This window comes from Chitinophaga sp., from assembly GCF_036566945.1.
Classification (GTDB): Bacteria; Bacteroidota; Bacteroidia; order Chitinophagales; family Chitinophagaceae; genus Chitinophaga.
The window spans coordinates 1-2,846 of sequence record NZ_DATCVJ010000144.1 but is presented as its reverse complement, the minus strand read 5'-3'; the positions used below and the strand labels follow the sequence as shown (position 1 = coordinate 2,846).

Sequence of the window (2,846 nt, the reverse complement as noted above, 5' to 3'; positions counted from 1 at the left end):
GTATATTTTTCCACGCCATGTGACGCATGTCGGCATGCCGCACACGGCCCCGCACCCGTCGGCTCGATTCCTATGGACTGGAGAAACGGAGTAATTAGTTCAATAGGCAGGACGTAAGTTATAAGTTGTGCATTCTTGGTTTTCGCTATCGCGATGCCGATGACGTTGCCCATTGGGCCGAACACAGGGCCGCCGCTATTGCCGGCATTCAAAGGAATCGATGTTTGAATCCATGCCGGATCGACGTCGGGGGACAACGCTGTAAGCGAACTCTTCGTCCCAACAGCAGAAGACACGTCTGTAGTGGGGAATCCAAGCGCTATTAGAGGAGAACCCACCGCTAGCATATTTGGGGGGGAAACGGGAAGCGGCACTGCTTGGTTGAGCGTCTGAGGGTCGTTTAACTTAAGGATAGCTATGTCCAGTGTATCGCTCTTCAAAAGAATTTTGGCATCTACCTCGGGCGCTAACGCCGACCCTAATTGAACTCCCACGGCAGACGATACAATCGCTACCCCTTTGGCGCTTGGCGTAAGCACATGAGCGTTCGTCACAATGTGACCTTGTGGAGAGACCACGAATCCTGAGCCTGTTTCGGTTCCCTTTCCGTCTGACGCCGTTTCATATCGAAAAAAAACTTTGGCGACACCCGTTCGGTGCATCTTGAAGATGCATGCTTCGTTAACCGCCCCCGAAGCGTCCGGAGTTATGGTGAATATCTGAAAGGTGAAACCCGCGAGCCAAAACAGGGCAAGTCGTGTACGTATATTTGCCATTTCGGCCTCGCTCTAAAAAATTTTATCGCGGCGATACGGTTGATACTTCCCTTTGAGGCGCGCTACCGCGAACGTTTCACGGCATACGTTACTGCACGCCACTGATGCATGGAGAACTTCTAAGAAGGGGCCGGATTTTCCATTGCCGGTTTTTGTTACCAGCATCACATGACTTCCTGCCGCATTCACAATATCACCCGGTTGAAGTTCTGCCCATGCTATTTCCTCGCCGACCGTATGCAATGACGAAGTAGTTAGGTATCCGATGTTCCAAGCAAAAGATACGAACCCTGAGCAATCCCAACCGGTGGCCTCTTTGACGATGCAGTAATTATGCGCCTTGCTCCGGCAAGTACATATATTTCCCGCTAAAGCTCCAGTCGCAAGCTTCTGAGAATGGGCCTGCAATGTTCCTTCGTACCCTCCCCAGCGATAGGGAACGCTCGACACCTCGCTCGGGGTGGGAGGGTCAAGATAATGTGGTCGACGCCATGTCATATTCGAGGCGGGTTTGCATTCAGAAGGAATCTTTGGCCTACTTAAATTGTTCGGCAGAGGTGACCATTTGTGCTCCAATAACGACTCAGCTCGCTTTATAACCTCATCACGACCCACAGGAGAAATAGATGAGCTTATAGCCAGAATGTTTTTTGTGCCATTTTCTAGTTCTAGGTCAGCAAATATACTTGCAGAATTTGATATTAATTCGGTTGTAGCGGAGTTATTTACGGCCGGTGGATTTTGCCCCATCTCCATCATGGGCAGTTCCGCTACATGCGCTCCATCAAGATCAACCCACATTCCGAACACTTGTCCGGTGCGACTTACGGCGACTGGCCGGTTCACTATGCATGCTAGCGTGCTGGCTTGCAGATAGGCTTCTGCTTGAGCTTGACCATCTTTGTTGGTGCGAACTACCTTGACGAAAGTTTGAGGGGCGGGCAACAGGATGGATTCCTCGACTCTGACATACGCCTTTCCCTCTTCATCTAACGCCATCACTTGTGCCGAGTCGATCCGAATTTTGCTAGAGATCTTAATGATCGGCGGGCCCAAATCGTTGAGACGGGAAAACACAATGTCGTTGGGACCCGTCCTTTTGCTTTCGTACGCGGGTTCAAAGCCGGGGACGGTCGTCGCCCCTATCTGGCTCATGCTGAGGACATTGGTCGACGGCTCTCCACTTGGTGCGACTGCTACTACATCATTGTTGTCATTGAGGCCTAGCTGCGAAGTGCTGTTTCCTCGCGGTTGGCCGACAACGTCTTGCGTAAAAGAGGCGGTGCCTGTTGCGTCAAGAACTATAAGCTGTCGAGAGAAGTTTCCTAAAACTATGTAGCCATCAGACAGGGGAAGCACATCTTCAGCCGAGAAAATTTGTTTGGGAAGAAAAATCGGCGGCAGAGGATTCGTTAGGTTGCTAAATCGCAATAGGCGTCGGTTTCCTGAATCCAGCACTGCCAAATTGCCATTTGCGTCGATGACTATTGCCGAAGGAGCGCGACAGGCCTCGTTCGGAATGATTTCGAGACCCACTTCATTCGGTAGAATTCCCGGCTTAAGAATTAATTCTGCGTTGGCTGCGGTTAAGGCTCCGTGCAAGAGCAAAAGCCCACTGATTGCAAGCTTTAGGGCAGCAGATGTGTTCATAGAGGTTTCCCGCAAAAATAGCACTCTCTAGCTGATTCAATATTGCGAACTGAAAACCGTTGGCACGGCTCTACCGTTATATAGAGCCATACTTGAAATGTCCTAACATTTTTTCATCGCCAATAGCCGGCAAACACTTTTTGAGAGATTAACGTTACCAGCCCGCCTATATCAAAGCCATTGGCATTATTTTCGTTGGATGCATCGATCAGTTCCGCAGGACGTTTGCAATATTGTGAACAGTACTGATGATTTGCCAATGTTCACGATCAGTCGGGGTTATTAGCGGGAAATCGCGCGTCACCGTCCAAGTTCAGAAGGCGGAGAAGGGTTCTGGCCGACTCTATTATTGGCTGCCAAGATGCCATGCACATACTCAATCTTAAGTATGGCTAATTTTGATTGCTTGACTTTTTGAGC

The 2,846-nt window shown here is 50.0% G+C and carries 2 protein-coding genes; both read right to left on the bottom strand.

Going from position 1 to position 2,846, the window contains the following annotated elements:
* Positions 1–776 (bottom strand): serine protease (locus VIP81_RS04160; protein WP_331957215.1); only part of this gene is annotated, 776 nt, incomplete at its 3' end.
* 12 nt (positions 777–788) lie between these two features.
* Positions 789–2,426, bottom strand: coding sequence for a hypothetical protein (locus VIP81_RS04155; protein WP_331957214.1), 1,638 nt, complete (start codon positions 2,424–2,426; stop codon positions 789–791).
* Positions 2,427–2,846: the final 420 nt, after the last annotated feature.